The 16029-nt window shown below is 64.3% G+C and carries 15 protein-coding genes and 1 pseudogene; 11 read left to right on the top strand and 5 right to left on the bottom strand.

The annotated features are described in order from the left end of the window. Positions 1-34 precede the first annotated feature (34 nt). The 5 genes from flhB to WN982_RS00590 all read left to right on the top strand — a co-directional run bounded on the left by flhB (position 35) and on the right by WN982_RS00590 (position 7242). Positions 35-1246, top strand: a complete 1212-nt coding sequence (flhB, locus tag WN982_RS00570) for a flagellar biosynthesis protein FlhB (protein ID WP_341313934.1) — start codon at positions 35-37, stop codon at positions 1244-1246. Then, positions 1243-3345 carry a flagellar biosynthesis protein FlhA gene (gene flhA / locus WN982_RS00575; RefSeq protein ID WP_341313935.1) on the top strand — a complete coding sequence of 701 codons (2103 nt, stop codon included), beginning with the start codon at positions 1243-1245 and terminating at the stop codon, positions 3343-3345. Before flhB ends, flhA begins: the two co-directional genes overlap by 4 nt. A gap of 363 nt (positions 3346-3708) precedes the next feature. Beyond that, the gene (gene flhF, locus WN982_RS00580) at positions 3709-5616 is read left to right on the top strand and encodes a flagellar biosynthesis protein FlhF (RefSeq protein WP_341313936.1); all 1908 of its coding nucleotides are present in this window, start codon (positions 3709-3711) and stop codon (positions 5614-5616) included. Then, the gene (locus WN982_RS00585; RefSeq protein ID WP_341313937.1) at positions 5609-6478 is read left to right on the top strand and encodes an AAA family ATPase; all 870 of its coding nucleotides are present in this window, start codon (positions 5609-5611) and stop codon (positions 6476-6478) included. The genes flhF and WN982_RS00585 overlap by 8 nt, the downstream gene beginning before the upstream one ends. A 29-nt stretch (positions 6479-6507) precedes the next feature. Beyond that, complete coding sequence (locus WN982_RS00590) at positions 6508-7242, top strand: RNA polymerase sigma factor FliA (RefSeq protein ID WP_341313938.1); 735 nt, start codon at positions 6508-6510, stop codon at positions 7240-7242. A gap of 48 nt (positions 7243-7290) precedes the next feature. On the opposite strand, the gene WN982_RS00595 is transcribed toward WN982_RS00590, so the two are convergent. From WN982_RS00595 to flgA, 5 genes and pseudogenes are all read right to left on the bottom strand, one after another. Further along, positions 7291-7701, bottom strand: coding sequence for a type II toxin-antitoxin system HicB family antitoxin (locus WN982_RS00595; protein WP_341313939.1), 411 nt, complete (start codon positions 7699-7701; stop codon positions 7291-7293). After that, a pseudogene (locus tag WN982_RS00600) lies at positions 7698-7879 on the bottom strand (type II toxin-antitoxin system HicA family toxin). The gene WN982_RS00595 and the pseudogene WN982_RS00600 overlap by 4 nt, the downstream one beginning before the upstream one ends. 313 nt (positions 7880-8192) lie before the next feature. Then, complete coding sequence (locus WN982_RS00605) at positions 8193-8639, bottom strand: flagellar protein FlgN (protein ID WP_341313940.1); 447 nt, start codon at positions 8637-8639, stop codon at positions 8193-8195. A gap of 94 nt (positions 8640-8733) precedes the next feature. Further along, a complete protein-coding gene (gene flgM / locus WN982_RS00610; RefSeq protein ID WP_341313941.1) occupies positions 8734-9090 on the bottom strand; it encodes a flagellar biosynthesis anti-sigma factor FlgM in 357 nt (118 codons plus the stop codon). A 174-nt stretch (positions 9091-9264) separates the two neighbouring features. Beyond that, positions 9265-10749 carry a flagellar basal body P-ring formation chaperone FlgA gene (gene flgA / locus WN982_RS00615; RefSeq protein ID WP_341313942.1) on the bottom strand — a complete coding sequence of 495 codons (1485 nt, stop codon included), beginning with the start codon at positions 10747-10749 and terminating at the stop codon, positions 9265-9267. 227 nt (positions 10750-10976) lie between these two features. On the opposite strand from flgA, the gene flgB reads away from it, so the two are divergent. The 6 genes from flgB (at position 10977) to flgG (ending at position 16000) form a co-directional block, all read left to right on the top strand. Further along, positions 10977-11471, top strand: coding sequence for a flagellar basal body rod protein FlgB (flgB, locus tag WN982_RS00620; protein ID WP_341313943.1), 495 nt, complete (start codon positions 10977-10979; stop codon positions 11469-11471). 113 nt (positions 11472-11584) lie between these two features. After that, positions 11585-12010: a flagellar basal body rod protein FlgC gene (gene flgC / locus WN982_RS00625; RefSeq protein WP_341313944.1), complete on the top strand. Its 426-nt coding sequence runs from the start codon at positions 11585-11587 to the stop codon at positions 12008-12010. 10 nt (positions 12011-12020) lie between these two features. Continuing rightward, positions 12021-12743, top strand: a complete 723-nt coding sequence (locus WN982_RS00630; protein WP_341313945.1) for a flagellar hook assembly protein FlgD — start codon at positions 12021-12023, stop codon at positions 12741-12743. A gap of 43 nt (positions 12744-12786) precedes the next feature. Continuing rightward, entirely contained in the window at positions 12787-14298 is a 1512-nt protein-coding gene (locus tag WN982_RS00635) for a flagellar hook protein FlgE (RefSeq protein WP_341313946.1), read from the top strand. Positions 14299-14318: 20 nt separating this feature from the next. Further along, positions 14319-15077 (top strand): flagellar basal-body rod protein FlgF, encoded by a 759-nt coding sequence (flgF, locus tag WN982_RS00640; RefSeq protein ID WP_341313947.1) that lies wholly within the window; start codon positions 14319-14321, stop codon positions 15075-15077. A gap of 134 nt (positions 15078-15211) precedes the next feature. Next, positions 15212-16000 carry a flagellar basal-body rod protein FlgG gene (flgG, locus tag WN982_RS00645; protein ID WP_341313948.1) on the top strand — a complete coding sequence of 263 codons (789 nt, stop codon included), beginning with the start codon at positions 15212-15214 and terminating at the stop codon, positions 15998-16000. Positions 16001-16029: the final 29 nt, after the last annotated feature.

Below are 16029 nucleotides of genomic sequence, written 5' to 3' on the forward strand. Positions count from 1 at the left end.
CAGGCAGCGTGCCTCGACCGACTGGAGAGCTTTAGTGGCAGAGGATAGCGACCTCGAAAAAACCGAATCAGCCACTCCCCGGCGCCTGCAAAAGGCGCGCGAGGAAGGGCAGATCGTGCGTTCGCGGGAGCTCTCGACGTTTGCGCTGCTGGCCGCAGGATTTTTCGGTGTATGGGGCATGTCCAGCAGCATCGGCGAGCATTTGCAGGGCATGCTGCGCGCAGCCTTCACGTTCGACCACGCCAGCGCGTTCGAAACGCGCCGCATGATGATCGGCGCGGGCGCCGCGAGCCGCGAAGGGCTCTACGCGTTGCTGCCGATTCTCGCCTTTACCGGCGCGGCCGCCTTGCTCGCACCGATGGCGCTGGGCGGCTGGCAGTTGTCGGCGAAAGGGCTCGAGCCCAAGTTCAACCGGCTCAACCCGATCGCCGGTCTCGGCAAGATGTTCTCGATCAACGGGCCGATCCAGCTCGGCATGTCGCTCGCGAAGACGCTGGTGGTGGGCATCATCGGCGGCACGGCGATCTGGAATCGCCGCGAGGAAATTCTCGCGCTGGCCACGCAGCCGGTGCATATCGCGCTCGCCAACACCATGCATCTGATCGCCGTCTGCTGCGGCATGACGGTGGCGGGCATGTTCGTCGTGGCGGCGCTGGACGTGCCGTATCAACTCTGGCAGTTCCACAAGAAACTGCGCATGACGAAGGAAGAAGTGAAGCGCGAACATCGCGAAAGCGAAGGCGATCCGCATGTCAAAGGCCGGATTCGCCAGCAGCAACGGGCGATTGCCCGCCGCCGCATGATGACCCAGGTGCCGAAGGCCGATGTCGTGGTGACCAACCCGACGCACTTCGCCGTCGCGCTGCAATACACCGACGGCGAGATGCGCGCGCCGAAGGTGGTCGCCAAGGGCGTGAACCTGGTGGCCGCGCGGATTCGCGAAATCGCTGCCGAAAACAATGTGCCGCTGCTCGAAGCACCGCCGCTCGCGCGCGCGCTGTATCACAACGTCGACCTGGACCGCGAGATTCCCGGCCCGCTGTATGGCGCGGTCGCCGAAGTGCTCGCGTGGGTGTATCAGTTGCGGCGCTTTAACGCCGAAGGCGGCGTCGCGCCGGTCGCACCGACCGAGTTCGACGTGCCGGCGGATCTCGACAAAGGCGGTGTATCGGAAGAAGAAGCCGATCAGGAAGCCGCAGACACACTTAACGACGCTAACGACGACGCTTCAGGAGCCTCTGCATGAACGCTCGCGCCGGATTCCTGTCCCGACGCCCCGATGCCTTGAGCAGCACCAATTTGCGCGCCCTCGCCGGGCCGGTGCTGATCTGCATGATCCTCGGCATGATGATTTTGCCGTTGCCGCCGTTTTTGCTGGACCTGCTGTTCACCTTCAACATCGCGCTTTCCGTGATGGTGCTGCTCGTCAGCATGTACACAATGAAGCCGCTCGACTTCGCGGCTTTCCCGAGCGTGCTGCTGTTCTCGACCTTGCTGCGCCTGTCGCTGAACGTCGCGTCCACGCGGATCGTGCTGCTCGAAGGCCATACCGGGCCGGATGCCGCCGGCCAGGTGATCGAGTCGTTCGGTCACTTTCTCGTGGGCGGCAACTTCGCGGTCGGTATCGTCGTCTTTATCATTTTGATGGTGATCAACTTCATGGTGATCACCAAGGGCGCGGGGCGGATCGCGGAAGTGTCCGCGCGCTTCACGCTCGACGCGATGCCCGGCAAGCAGATGGCGATCGACGCCGACCTGAACGCCGGCCTCATCAACGAAGATCAGGCCCGCAAGCGCCGCCTGGAAGTCTCCCAGGAAGCCGAGTTCTACGGTTCGATGGACGGCGCGAGCAAGTTCGTGCGCGGCGACGCGATCGCCGGCTTGCTGATCATGGTGATCAACATCCTGGGCGGCCTGATCGTCGGGATGGTGCAGCATGGGATGGACTTCGCGTCGGCAGGCAAGACCTACACGCTGCTGACGATCGGTGACGGCCTCGTCGCGCAGATCCCGTCGCTGGTGATTTCGACGGCGGCCGGTGTGATCGTCTCGCGCGTCGCCACCAACGAAGACATCGGCACGCAGCTGACCGGCCAGCTCTTCACGAACCCGCGCGTGCTGGCGATCACCGGCTGCATTCTCGTGCTGATGGGCCTGATTCCAGGCATGCCGCACTTCGCGTTTCTGATTCTCGGCGGCGGCTTGATCCAGCTCGGCCGCACGATGAAAAAGCGCAGCGAGGCACGCACGAGCGCCAACGCGCTGATCGATGTCGCGCCGGCCGCGATGACCCCGGTGGAAAACACCGAAGCCAGCTGGGACGACGTGACGATGATCGACATGCTCGGCCTCGAAGTGGGCTACCGGCTGATTCCGCTCGTCGACAAGAACTCGGACGGCGAATTGCTCAAGCGGATCAAGAGCATCCGCAAGAAGTTCGCGCAGGAAATCGGCTTCTTGCCGCCGGTGATCCATATCCGCGACAACCTCGAATTGCGGCCGAACGGTTATCGGATTGCGTTGAAGGGCGTCGAAGTCGGCGTCGGAGAAGCGTATCCGGGGCAGTGGCTGGCGATCAATCCGGGGCAGGTTTCCGCCGCGCTGCCGGGCACGCCGACGCAGGACCCGGCGTTCGGTCTGCCGGCGATCTGGATCGATACGAATCTGCGCGAACAGGCGCAGGTGTACGGCTACACGGTGGTCGATTCGAGCACCGTGGTGGCGACGCACCTGAATCACCTGGTGGTCACGCATGCGTCCGAATTGCTTGGCCGCCGCGAAGTGCAGGCGCTGATCGAGCGGATGCAGAAAGATACGCCGTCGCTGGTCGACGATCTGGTGCCGAAGACGCTGCCGCTCACCACGCTGCAAAAGGTGCTGCAAAACCTGCTCGAAGAAGGCGTGCCGATTCGCGACATGCGCACGATTCTCGAAGCCTTGTCCGAGCACACGCCGAAGATCAGCGACGCGCACGATCTCACCGCCGCCGTGCGTCTCGCGCTTGGCCGCGCGATTACGCAGCAGTGGTTCCCGGGCAGCGGCGATATGCAGGTGATGGGCCTGGATTCGAATCTGGAACGGGTGTTGTCGCAGGCGCTTTCGACCGGCGCCAATCCGGGTCTCGAGCCCGGTCTCGCGCACACGCTGCTGAGCGAAACGCAGAAGGCGATGACACGTCAGCAGAACCTTGGGGTCGCGCCGGTGCTGCTGGTGCAGCACGCGTTGCGGCCGATGCTCGCGCGCTTCCTGCGTCGCAGCCTGCCGCAGTTGAAGGTGCTGTCGTACGCGGAGGTGCCGGACACGCGCAATATCAAGGTCGTGAATCTGATCGGCGCGCATGGTTAAGCCGCGCAGTTAACCCGCGGTTAACCTCTACGCACCGAGTCGATGTCTTTTTGCCGGCGCGCCTTCGAGCTCCGGTTTTCACTTCAGCTTGCGGTTCTTCTTGCCGCAGGCGGGCTGAGACGCGGGTTGAAACGTACGCGCCCCGAACGCGTCATCCACGCAAAACGGCCACCGGTTGCGCCCGGAAAGCCCGTTTAAAACCGGCGTCCGTGCGGCTTACGCCGCATTTCCATCGCCCGAATTGCCCACTTTTACCCGTCTTTATCCATCGATCGTCACTCGACGGCTTTCGCAATAATTGATCTCAATGGGAAGCGGTATGTTGCCGGTCCGTTAGTCCGTTTACCTCATCGGGGGTCCAGCTTGAACATTCGTAAATTTGTCGGTGCTACCAGTCGTGACGCTCTGCGTCTCGTGCGCGAAGCCCTGGGCCCGGATGCGGTTGTGTTGTCCAATCGCACGATGGACGACGGCAGCGTCGAGATCGTCGCGCTGGCCGACAGCGATCTCGCGGCCATCACGCCGAAGGCTCGCGCCGGCGCAAGCGCACCGCAGGCCATGCCGACGAATGCAGCGACTGGAATGCCTTCGCTTGCCGCACCGCGCGCCACGACGATGCAGGCGAACCCGTATGCGAGCGGCATGCCCGATGTGTTCTCGTCGGTGTTCGGCGCAAGCCCGGAAGCCGGCGCTGAGACCATGGCCGCAAGCGATGCGCCGGTTGCCGCATCGAAACCCGCTGCTGTGCCGAAAGCCTCGCTGCCGGGCGCCGCCAATGCCCCGTCGAAGACGCCGGCCATGCCTTCCGCATCCGCGCCGTCACAACCGATCGCCATCGACCAACCCAGCGCTCGCGCCGCGGCGACGCGTCTTACCGAAGACATCCGCACCGATCTGCTCAAAGCCGCCGGCGTGCCGGCCACGCCCGCCGCACCGGCAGCTGATGTTGAAGCGCCGCGCACGATGGCCGAATCGAACCCCTGGCTGATCGACCACGCCCGCCGCATCGCCGCCGAGCAGCAACAGCAAGGCGCCTACAGCGCGCGGCCCGCGGCGATGACGCCTGCCGCCGCGATGGCCAAGGGCCTCGGCGCCGCAGTCGAGCCAGGCAAGACCGCGGCGCAGGCGGCCGCCGCGCAAGTCGCCGATACGCCCGAATGGGCCCGCGAAGCCGCGCAAGTTGCCGCGCGCCGCGCCGCGCAGAAGATCGCGCCGTCGCTGCCCAGCGGCGACGACGCCCGCACCCCCGCCTCGGTCGCCGAAGCGATCAAGGCGCGCATGGAGCAGGTCGTCAACGAAACCGTGATGAACGAACTCGCGTCGATGCGCGGAATGATGGAAGAACACTTCGCCGGTCTGTTGTGGGGCGAGCGCCAGCGCCGCAGCCCGGCGCGCGCCGCGCTCACCAAGCATCTGTTCGCCGCCGGTTTTTCCGCGCAACTCGTGCAGATGATGGTCGACAACCTGCCGGAAAACGTCGAAGACATGGACGGCGGCATGGCGTGGATCCGCTCGGTGCTCGAATCGAACCTGCCGGTGATGGAAGACGAAGACGCGCTGATGGAGCGCGGCGGCGTGTTCGCGCTGATGGGCCCGACGGGCGTCGGCAAGACGACGACCACCGCCAAGCTCGCGGCACGCTGCGTGATGCGCTTCGGCGCCAGCAAGGTCGCGCTGCTCACCACCGACAGCTACCGGATCGGCGGCCATGAACAACTGCGCATCTTCGGCAAGATTCTCGGCGTGTCGGTTCACGCGGTGAAAGACGGCGCCGATCTGCAACTCGCGCTCTCCGAACTGCGCAACAAGCACATCGTGCTGATCGACACGATCGGCATGAGCCAGCGCGACCGCCTCGTGTCCGAACAGATTGCGATGCTGTGCCGCGCCGGTCAGCCGGTGCAGCGTCTCCTGTTGCTGAACGCGACGAGTCACGGCGACACCCTCAATGAAGTCGTGCAGGCGTATCAACGCGCGCCGGATCAGCAGCCGCTCGCCGGCTGCATCCTGACCAAGCTCGACGAAGCCACCAATCTGGGCGGCGTACTCGACACGGTGATCCGCTACAAGCTGCCGGTGCACTACGTCTCGACCGGTCAGAAGGTGCCGGAAAACCTGTACGTCGCGACGAAGAAATTCCTGATCAAGAGCGCGTTCTGCATTCCGCGCGACAACTCCCCATTCGTGCCGCACGACGACGATATTCCGGCGTTGCTGTCCGCGCTGTCCGCGCGGTCGACGGCCGAACTGCACGAGGTCCGCTTTGGATAAATTCATCTCGGATCAGGCCGAAGGACTGCGGCGCTTGTTGGCGAGAAGCGGCTCACGCGTGATTGCGGTGACGGGCGGATCGGCCGGCGTCGGCTCTACGACGACAGTGGTGAATCTCGCCGCGGCGCTCGCGCAGCAGGGCAAGGACGTGCTGGTGATCGACGAATGTCTCGGCGACAAGTCGGTGAGCGCGATGCTCGGCGGCGTGTGCGGCGCGGGCAATTTTGAGGCCGTGATACGCGGCGAGATGACGCTCGACGACGCCACCGCACGGCACGCACTCGGGTTTTCGGTGCTGGCCGCCTCGCGCAACAACCGCGAAGGCCACACGGCCGCGCAGTTAGGCCCGGTGCTGCACGGTTCCGCGGATATCGTGCTGATCGACGCGCAACTCGACGAGCAAGGCCACCTGTCACCGCTCGCGACTCAGGCGCACGACCTGATGATCGTCACGCGCGTGGCCGCGCAGGCGATCACCGACGCGTACGCATGCATGAAGCGTCTGCACTACGCGCACGCCACCGCGCAGTTTCGCGTGCTGGTGAACCACGTGCAGAGCGTGGACGACGCGCATATCGCTTTTGCAAACCTGGCCGGCGTGGCCGGGCGCTACCTGACGGTGGCGCTGGAAGACGCCGGTTGCATTGCCGCCGATGTGCGGATGGCGCGAGCCCTGGAGTTGTCGCGCTGTGTCGTCGATGCATTTCCGTCGACACCGGCGGCGCGCGACTTCCGGCATCTTGCCGCCGAATTGCAGTACTGGCCGATGCGGCCAGCGATGTCGTCGCAAACGCCGTGGATGGCGCCAGCGACGGTTACGGCGGCGCAACACGCCGACCAACCTTCTGCGCAGCACGCCTGAGAGGCGGCACAAGGACAAGGGGGAGCACGATGTATAACGCTCAGGGAAAGATTTCCCAAGCCGAAGTTCTGACGAAGTACGCACCGCTGGTGCGCCGCCTCGGCTTGCAGCTCGTCGCCAAGATGCCGGCGAGCGTCGATCTGGACGATCTGATCCAGGCCGGCATGATCGGACTGCTGGACGCCGCGGGCCGCTACAAGGAGGACCAGGGCGCGCAGTTCGAGACTTACGCCAGCCAGCGGATTCGCGGCGCGATGCTCGACGAGTTGCGCAGCAACGACTGGCTGCCGCGCAGCTTGCGGCGTACCTCGCGCGAGGTCGAAACGGCGGTGCACAAGGTCGAACAGAACCTGGGCCGTTCGGCGAGCGAGACCGAGATCGCCGAGCATTTGAAAATGCCGCTCGATGAGTATCAGTCGATGCTCCAGGATCTGCATGGCAGCCAACTGATCTATTACGAAGACTTCGACCGTTCCGCGGACGACGAGCCGTTTCTCGACCGCTACTGCGTCGATCATTCGGACCCGCTGTCGGCGCTGCTCGACGACAGTTTGCGCTCGGCGCTGGTGGAGGCGATCGACCGTCTGCCGGAGCGCGAGAAGCTGCTGATGTCGCTGTACTACGAGCGCGGCATGAACCTGCGCGAAATCGGCGCGGTGATGGAAGTCAGCGAATCGCGGGTGTGCCAGTTGCACAGCCAGGCGGTGGCACGCTTGCGCACGCGACTGCGGGAGATGGCCTGGGCGAACGCCGAGGCGACTTGAGCTCAGAAGGGTTGGTGTTTGACCGGCGGCGCACCAGCGCACGCCTTCTCACGCATCCGCCATCTCATGCTCCGCGGCCAGCGCGAGAAACGCCGAACGCGACATGCCGCGTGCCTGCGCGTAAGCGTCGATGTCGTGGACCAGCGCCTCGGGCAGCGAGATATTGATGCGCACCGCTTTCTTCAACGCCGGGATATTCCGGGTTGTCACGAAACCCCACGTAAAGCCTGCATAGTCCGGATTACGCCGATGCGCTTCGAGCGTCAGCCGTTCCGGGATCGGCATACCTTCGTCGAGCAGCGTATCGAGATGCGCCTCGATCGCTTCTTTCGCGTTCGCGTAAGCCTCCTCCAGCGTATCGCCCGCGGCATGACAACCCGGAATGTCGGGAACCACCACGCCGAACGCATGGTGCTCGTCACCTGGCTCGATCGCGATCGGGAAAATCAAGTTCTTCATTTCAGGCCTGCCTGTTTCAGAATGCTGTTCAGTGTGCCGGGCGGAAGATCCTTTTTGGATGCGGGATGATCACGAGACCGGCTTTTACCGCGTGCCGGAAATGATGATGGCTGCCCGATATCCGGATCAGCCGCCAGCCATCCGCCTGAATCAGTTTGACGACCTCGGCACTGTTCATATTGCACTCCTTGAACTATACACACGATTACACAACCTCGCTAGTGGGTAACGCCTCGCCGCTTGCTCGACCGACGCAGCGCAGAAGCTGCACGGAGCGGCGAAGAACCTCAGTGGGGGGAACCGGTGATTTCAACGCGGCGGACAAATTCGCGCTACCTGGCCGGATGGCCAACGTACATTGGATGGGGGTCGTGAACGGCCTTGTGCGGGCGTCGGAAAAACAAAAAGGGCTCGTCAAAGACGAGCCCTTCGTTCAACGCAATCTACTCAACCGGATCGGCGCCTGAAACGCGCCGGCGCCAGGAAAATCGTTATGCCGCGCTACGCGCCGGAATCCGTCCATCCGGTCCATAGAAGCCGGCCTTCTGCGGCACGACCACTTGCAACGCCGTCAGCGCACGCTGGTTGTAGTCCATCCGCACGCGGATGAGTTCACCGTTACTCGTATTGGAGCGCCGTGCACGATCGGCCGCATTTTGCAGCAGCGACCATTGCGCCGCGAGCCGCGCGTCGGTGCTTGCCGCGAGCTCCATGCCGGGCCAGCCGGCCGGAAAGCCCAGTTCGGCCAACTGCGCGTCGCGCGCGCTTTCGAGTTTGGCAAGCAAGCCGATCAGTTCGGTTTTCTTCTCGATGATCGGCGGCAGCTGTTCCAGCGGCGACAAGGCGGTCAGTGCACGAGTCTCGAGCACCAGAATCGAGGCGAAGGCCTCGACGGCCGAATATTCCTCGATGAGAGTGGCAAGCAGGGCGTCTTTCATCTCAACAACTCGCTAAACACAACGGCTCGCGCGTGATTCACGAGCCGAGTTTGTCGAATGCCGCCCGGCAATTCACCGTACTTCGATGTGTCGATCAGTTGCCGGTCGACGAGGTTTTGCTTTGCAACAGGCCGCGCGCCGTTTCCAGCACGCCGTCGGCGATCTTGCCCGAATCGATTTTCAGCGAACCATCCTTGATGGCCTGCTTGATCGACTCGACGTGCGCCGTGTCGATATCGGCCGAGCCGGACGCCGCGAGACTGCGCAGATGCTGCGACAGACCCGACAGGCTGACGCTGGCGTCGCCCGAACCGCTGCTGGTAGTGCTCTGCGAGGCCGTGCCCGCACTCTGCGCGTTGCTGGTCGCGGCCGTCGCGTCGCTGTTCTGCGAGCGGGACAGAGCGTCTTTCAACGTCGGCAGATTCGAATTGGTTGTGGAATCGACTTTCACGATTGGCTTCCTGAACGATTTGATCCTGATAACGGCAACCAGTGATCAAAACTTTAGCGCAATCGCTCGACGTGTTGCCCTGCCTCTCGGACTGATCCGGCCCCACGGGCGTCCCACCCGTGAAAGCTGCCGGCGCTCCTGAGTCCGGCGCGGCGCACGTCCCGCCGAGCCGGTTCATAGCTGAATCTCCACCGTCGACCCATCCTTGACGATGCCGGAGATGATCTGGCCGTTGGCCGTCTTCACCCGCACCTGTTGGCCCGGCGACGCGTTGTTCATCGCGCTGCCTTCGGCTGAAATCGCGAAGCCTTCGCCGGCTGCGACGACCCGCACCGTCTGTCCGATCGACACCGCCGACGCGCTTTTCAGCATATCGCGGCGCAGCGGCATGCCGCCCGCGATGCGCGTGAGCGACACCGAACCGACCGCCTGCGACGGGTCCGTGACGATCGCCTGCGGCAAGCCGGTCAGGTCGCCATCGCGTGCGACGAGGTCGGCGGCGGTGAGCACTTCGCCCGGTGCCATCGCACGGGCGGCCAGATAGTAGGTGGCGCGCAGCGAGATGCGCGCTTGCAGATAGATGGTCCACGGCCGCTCGCCGGCGCAGCGCACGCCGACCGTCATGCGGCCCCAGAGGCGCGCGCCGCTTGGCATGAAGGGTTCGAGCATCGTGCAAGCCGCGAGGCCGCGCGGAAATGCCTGCGCGACGGTGATTTCGACCTTGCCGGGCAAGCCCGCGGATTGCTGTTGCAGGAAGGCGAGGGCCGCGCTGCGGATCGCTTCGGAGTCTTGCTGACCTGGCGACGTCACAGGTTGCGCTACGGCTTGTGCCACCGCTGCGGCCTGGAGATTCCGTTGCGCGACGGCCGGCGCGACCTGCCGCACTGAAGGCGTACGAGCGATGGCCGGACGAGCCGGCATGGGCGCCGCCGCTGCGACCGTCGTCGTCACGACCGGTTTGCCGTTCGCGCCCAACTGCGGCGGCTCGCCGCGTGACGCAAGACTGTCGAAACCACTGACCTCGGGGGCGTTGGCGACCACCGGCTGCACCGCTGCGGCCTGCCGTCCCGCGTTCGACGACGGCGCCGACGCGACGACGACCGGCACCGCCTGACGTGCGCCCGGCACGACGTTGATGCTTGCAAACCCGGTCGCTGCGGGCGGATTCGCGTTCACCGGCGCGGGAATCGTCACGACGCCGTTCGCGTCGGGCTTGAAGCTGGTCCGGATCATCGCCGGCGCGGCAGGCGGTTCACCCGCGCCCGGAATCACAATCGAGCCGCTCGCATTGGCCGCGCGCGTGAATGGATCGGTGTCGCGTGCGATCGGGCCGGGCGTCATCGACTGCGCGGTGGCGGCGGCCAAGGTCGCGGCGGAGCCTGCGCGCTTCGCGGGCGCCGCGGCTTGCATATGTTCGGCCAGATCGGCGAGCGCAGCGGGATTCTTCTCACCCGGCCCAGGAATCACGATCGGGCCACCGGCGTCCTCAGCCTGTGCGGCGTTCGACAGCAGCAAAGCGCCGGCCGTCACGCATAACGTCGAACTCACCACCAGCCGTGCTACCAGGCGCGAAGCGAGCCGTACCGCACCCGCGCCCACGCGATGCGCTGCCGCCGCGCGGCTTGCGCGGTGCGTCAGATCGGAAGTGGGCTGGTCCATCGCGTTTCTCCATCGAATGCATCAGTACGCTTTGCATTCTAGTGAGCGTCCCCATTGTGCAAACGTTGAATAGAAGCCCCCTTTCCCGGTTATTCGTCCGATTGCCACTTGCCGTCGGCCCATAAGATGCACCTCATGCAAAAAGGTCTTCCCGGCCGATGTGGTCCTCGCGCGAGGCACAACCAGGCACAAGCGGGAAGCCTCGGGACCGTTCTCCGGAGATTTCCATGCTGGACAAACTCGATGCCGAATTCGCCTTTGGCCGCCAGGCGCTCGATGTACGCGCTTACCGCCAGGAGCTGTTGTCTTCGAATATCGCCAACGCCGATACCCCAGGGTACAAGGCGCGCGATGTCGATTTCGCTTCGTCGCTGGCTGGCGCGCTGAAAAAGAGCGGCGGCGCAGCCGGCCAGGGCGCGTCGAACGGTTCGACGCTGGCCATGACGCAGCCGGCGGGCGTGACGAGCGGCATGTCGATGGTCTCGACCGCACCGGGCCATATGACCGGCAAGACGACGCTCACGCCGACCGGCGGCTCGCCTGACGACTACAGCAATCTGCAATACCGCATTCCGACGCAACCCGCGCTCGACGGCAACACGGTCGATATCGATACCGAGCGGGTGCAGTTCGCCGACAACACGCTGCATTTCGAATCGGGCATGACGGTGCTGTCGGGCCAGATCAAAACGATGCTGGCGGCGATTACCTCGGGTTCGTAATTCAGCTGCAAGGCGGCTGCGGGATAGCTAAGGCAGCCAAGGCAGTGACGCAGGAACAATCGCTACGGGATTAACGTAAGCCGGGTCGAACCGGCAGGAGAGGTCGGGAAACCATGCCATCCCTGATGAACATTTTTGGTGTTGCGGGCTCCGCGATGTCGGCGCAGTCGCAACGGCTCAACGTGACGGCGTCCAATCTCGCCAACGCGGACAGTACGACCGGCCCGGACGGCCAGCCGTACAAAGCCAAGCAGGTCGTGTTCGCGGTGAACCCGATCGGCGGCGCGCGTTCGGGCTCCGGCCAGCAGATCGGCGGCGTGCAGGTCACCGGCGTGGTCGACGACCCGACGCCGATGAAGACGGCCTACGACCCCGGCAATCCGGCGGCCAACGCGGATGGCTATGTCACGATGCCCAACGTCGACCCGGTGCAGGAAATGGTCAACATGATTTCGGCCTCGCGCTCATACCAGGCCAACGTCGAGACCCTGAACACCGCCAAGACGCTGATGCTGAAAACGCTCACGATCGGAACCTGAGGAGAGCTCCTTGACCACCAATACCACCATCGGCGGCAGCGGCACGACCGTGTCGCAGACGCTGCTCGATACGATGAACGGCACGAAGAGTGCCTCGAGCTCGACCAGCTCCACCAGTTCGACGAGCGGCACGTCGGCGACCGATCTGCAGAATACCTTTCTGCAGTTGCTTGTCGCGCAGATGAAGAACCAGGACCCGACCAATCCGATGGACAGCTCGCAGATGACCTCGCAGCTGGCGCAGATCAACACGGTGTCGGGCATCAGCCAGCTGAATACGACGCTCACCTCGTTGTCGACGCAGTTGTCGGCCGGCCAACAGTCGCAAGCCGCGCTGCTGATCGGCTCGACGGTGCTCGCGCCGGGCAATTCGGTGACGGTCGCGAGCGGCAAGGCCAGCTCGTTCGGCGTGCAGCTCGCCAATTCGGTGGGCGATCTGCAGGTGGTCGTGAAGAACTCGGCGGGCACGATCGTCAACACGATCGACCTCGGCAAGAAGTCGGCCGGCACGGTTCCGGTGAGCTGGACGCCGACCGACTCGGCCGGCAACACGCTGCCCGACGGCAACTACACGATCAGCGCGGTCGGCACGATCAACGGCCAGCAGGCCACGGCTACAACGCTCGCGGGCGCGACGGTGCAAAGCGTCGTCATGCAGAGCAGCGGCACGCCGGGCCTCGTGCTGTCGAACGGCACGACCGTGGGGCTGACCAGCGTCGCCGCCATCCTCTGATTCAGATTCAGTCAGTTACGACCTTCCAGATACGGAGACCGTCATGGGTTACCAAACAGGTTTGAGTGGTTTGTCGGCGTCGTCGAGCGATCTCGATGTGATCGGCAACAACATTGCCAACGCGAATACGATTGGCTTCAAGAGCGGCGCAGCGCAATTCGCTGACATGTACGCCAACTCGGTGGCGACCGCGGTGAACAACCAGGTCGGCATCGGCACGAAGCTCGCCGAAGTGCAGCAGCAGTTCGCGCAAGGCACGATCACCAGCACCAATCAGGCACTCGACGTCGCGATTAACGGCAATGGCTTCTTCCAGCTGTCGAACAACGGCTCGCTGGTCTACTCGCGCAACGGCGTGTTCCAGCTCGACAAGAACGGTTTCATCACCAACGCGCAAGGCCTGCAACTGATGGGCTACGCAGCGAATAGCGCGGGCGTCATCAACACCGCGCAAACCGTGCCGCTCTCCGTGCCGACCGCGAACATCGCGCCGCAAGCGACCACCAAGATCGCTGCCGGCCTGAACCTGAACGCACAGGATCCGCTGATGCTCGGCACGCCGACCGTGACGGCAGGCGCCACCAACACCGGCACGCTCACGACGACCGGCGCGACCATCACGAACACCGCTTCGGGCACGAACAACGACAACTACACCGTCAAGTTCCCGACCCCGACGACCTACACGGTCACCGACAACACCCTCGGCACGACGACCGCCGCCGCCGCGTACACGGCCGGCACCGCGATCCAGCTCGGCAACGGCCAGACCATCACGTTCAACGGCGTGCCGGCCATCAACGACAGCTACACGATCGCGCCGACCGCGGTGGCGTTCAACCAGAACAGCTCGACGACGTATAACTACTCGACCAGCACGACGGTCTACGACTCGCTCGGCGGCTCGCAGCAGGTCAACATGTATTTCGCCAAGACCTCGGCCGGCACGTGGAACGTGTACGCGGGCTCCTCGACCGGCACGGCATCGCTGATCGGCCACGCGAACTTCAATTCGTCGGGCACGCTGCTCGGCACGACCGACGCGGCCGGCGTCGCGACCGCCACGCCGTTCGTCTTCAACTTCTCGGTGCCGAACACCGACGGTTCGTCGACGCCGCAGAACCTGACGCTGAACATCGGCGGCACGACGCAGTACGGCGGCAAGGACGGCGTGAACTCGCTGCAGCCCGACGGCTTCGCGGCCGGCACGCTGACGAGCTTCACGATCAGTGCGGACGGCACGCTGACCGGCAACTATTCGAACCAGCAAACCGCCGCGCTCGGCCAGATCGCACTCGCGAACTTCTCGAACCAGAACGGTCTCGTGAACCTCGGTAACAACGAGTATCAGCAGACCTCCCAATCGGGTGTCGCGCAGATTTCGGCGCCGGGCGCGACCAACCACGGCACGCTGCAAGGCGGCGCGGTGGAAAACTCGAACGTCGATCTGACGAGCCAACTGGTGAATCTGATCACCGCGCAACGCAACTATCAGGCGAACGCGCAGACGATCAAGACCCAGCAGGCCGTCGACCAAACCCTGATCAACCTGTAAGCGACCGGGACTGACCCATCATGGATCGGCTGATCTACACCGCGATGTCGGGCAGCACACAAGCGCTCGAACAGCAGGCTATCGTTGCGAACAACCTGGCGAATGCGTCGACCACCGGCTTTCGCGCGCAGCTTGCGACTTTCCGCGCCGTGCCGATGGCGTTCGGCGACGGCAGTTCGATCAACGACAACACCACGCGCACCTTCGTGTTGTCGTCGACGCCGGGCGCCGACTACACACCGGGGCCGATCCAGCAGACCGGCAACCCGCTCGACGTCGCCGTTCAGGGACCGGGCTGGCTGGCGGTGCAAACCGCCGACGGCAACGAGGCTTACACGCGCGCCGGCAATCTGCACATCGACGAGAACGGCCAGTTGGTGAACGCCATGAACCAGACGGTGCTCGGCAACGGCGGCCCGGTGTCGGTGCCGCCGGGTGCGCAAATCACCATCGGCAAGGACGGCACGGTGTCGGCGTTGACGCCGGGCGATCCGCCCACCGCGGTGGTGACCGTCGATCAGCTGAAGCTGGTGAATCCGGATCCGCAAACCCTGACGCGCGGCGACGACGGTCTCTTTCGCACCGCCGACGGCAATCCTGCCGACGCCGATCCGGCCGTCACGCTGGCGCCGGCATCGCTTGAAGGCAGCAACGTGAATCCGGTCAGCGCCATGGTCTCGATGATCACCAACGCGCGCCAGTTCCAGATGCAAACCAAGCTGCTGGAAAGCGCCGACAAGAACGATCAGACCGCCAACCAGCTGCTCAGCTTTAGCTAACGGGTTGCCCCGGGGTTGCCCCGGCATAGCAACCATCTTGCATGGGATGGGAGTAAGCGCTATGGGACCAGAGTAAGCGCTAAAGCGCCAACTCTGGTCGACACGCCAACTCCCATCGACATAGGAGAAGAATTATGAATCGCTCGCTCTATATCGCCGCTACCGGCATGAATGCGCAACAGGCGCAGATGGACGTGATCTCGAACAACCTCGCGAACGTCAGCACCAACGGCTTCAAGGGCTCGCGCGCGGTATTCGAGGATCTGCTGTACCAGACCATCCGCCAGCCCGGCGCGAACTCGACGCAGCAAACCGAACTGCCGTCCGGCATCCAGCTCGGCACCGGCGTGCAGCAGGTCGCCACCGAGCGGCTGTACACGCAGGGCAACCTGCAGCAAACCGGCAACTCGAAAGACGTCGCCATCAACGGCCAGGGCTTTTTTCAGGTGCAGATGCCTGACGGCACGACCGCTTACACCCGCGACGGTTCGTTCCAGACCAACGCGCAGGGCCAGCTCGTCACGTCGAGCGGCTACCAGGTGATCCCGGCGATCACGATCCCGACCAACGCGACCTCGATGACGATCGGCAGCGACGGCGTGGTGTCGATCACCGTGGCCGGTTCGACCAACAGCCAGCAGCTCGGCTCGATGCAGCTCGCCACCTTCATCAACCCGGCCGGTCTGGATGCGAAGGGCGAAAACCTGTTCTCCGAAACCGCTTCGTCGGGCGCGCCGAACATCGCGCAACCGGGCCTGAACGGCGCCGGCACGCTGAATCAGGGCTACGTGGAAGCATCGAACGTGAACGTGGTGCAGGAACTGGTGAACATGATCCAGACGCAGCGCGCGTACGAAATCAACAGCAAGGCCGTGACGACCTCCGACCAGATGCTGCAGACCCTCAGCCAGATGCAGGTTTGAAGGACTGGGAATTAACAGGCGGTAATCAA

Origin of the sequence: Paraburkholderia sp. IMGN_8, from assembly GCF_038050405.1 — a bacterium.
Taxonomy (GTDB): Bacteria; Pseudomonadota; Gammaproteobacteria; order Burkholderiales; family Burkholderiaceae; genus Paraburkholderia.

Excerpts from the sequence above, each read along its gene's own strand:
- WN982_RS00590 (WP_341313938.1), top strand. The coding sequence starts at position 6,508 with ATGTATAACGCTCAGGGAAAGATTTCCCAAGCCGAAGTTCTGACGAAG.
- flgC (WP_341313944.1), top strand. The coding sequence starts at position 11,585 with ATGCCATCCCTGATGAACATTTTTGGTGTTGCGGGCTCCGCGATGTCG.
- flgA (WP_341313942.1), bottom strand. The coding sequence starts at position 10,749 with ATGGACCAGCCCACTTCCGATCTGACGCACCGCGCAAGCCGCGCGGCG.
- flgB (WP_341313943.1), top strand. The coding sequence starts at position 10,977 with ATGCTGGACAAACTCGATGCCGAATTCGCCTTTGGCCGCCAGGCGCTC.
- WN982_RS00635 (WP_341313946.1), top strand. The coding sequence starts at position 12,787 with ATGGGTTACCAAACAGGTTTGAGTGGTTTGTCGGCGTCGTCGAGCGAT.
- flhA (WP_341313935.1), top strand. The coding sequence starts at position 1,243 with ATGAACGCTCGCGCCGGATTCCTGTCCCGACGCCCCGATGCCTTGAGC.
- WN982_RS00605 (WP_341313940.1), bottom strand. The coding sequence starts at position 8,639 with ATGAAAGACGCCCTGCTTGCCACTCTCATCGAGGAATATTCGGCCGTC.
- flgG (WP_341313948.1), top strand. The coding sequence starts at position 15,212 with ATGAATCGCTCGCTCTATATCGCCGCTACCGGCATGAATGCGCAACAG.
- flgF (WP_341313947.1), top strand. The coding sequence starts at position 14,319 with ATGGATCGGCTGATCTACACCGCGATGTCGGGCAGCACACAAGCGCTC.
- WN982_RS00595 (WP_341313939.1), bottom strand. The coding sequence starts at position 7,701 with ATGAAGAACTTGATTTTCCCGATCGCGATCGAGCCAGGTGACGAGCAC.